The organism is Shewanella sp. SACH (assembly GCF_001887095.2).
GTDB classification, from domain to species: Bacteria; Pseudomonadota; Gammaproteobacteria; order Enterobacterales; family Shewanellaceae; genus Shewanella; species Shewanella baltica.
Map to the genome: position 1 here is coordinate 1 of NZ_MPDG02000033.1, position 281 is coordinate 281.

1 protein-coding gene is annotated in these 281 nt (G+C 56.6%); it reads left to right on the forward strand.

Features of this window, described 5'->3' with window-relative positions; genetic code table 11:
- Positions 1-281, forward strand: a 281-nt coding sequence (locus BM607_RS21655) for a putative Ig domain-containing protein (RefSeq protein WP_140393444.1), incomplete at both ends; no start/stop codon positions are given.

Below are 281 nucleotides of genomic sequence, written 5' to 3' on the forward strand. Positions count from 1 at the left end.
GCCACTGGCGTGCTAAGTGGCACGCCAAGCAATGCCGATGTGGGCGCGCACCCCGTGTTACTGCGAGTGACGGACACGGATGGCTTAACGGCTGACCAGTCCTTTAGCATCATCGTGACCAACGTCAATGATGCGCCGACCATCAGTTCAACGGCCATCACTGCCGCCACTCAAGATGCGGCGTACAGCTACACCTTTGCGGCAAGTGATACCGATGTGGGCGACACATTAACTTTAAGCGCGGTGACCAAACCAAGTTGGTTGAGCTTCAATGCTGCCAC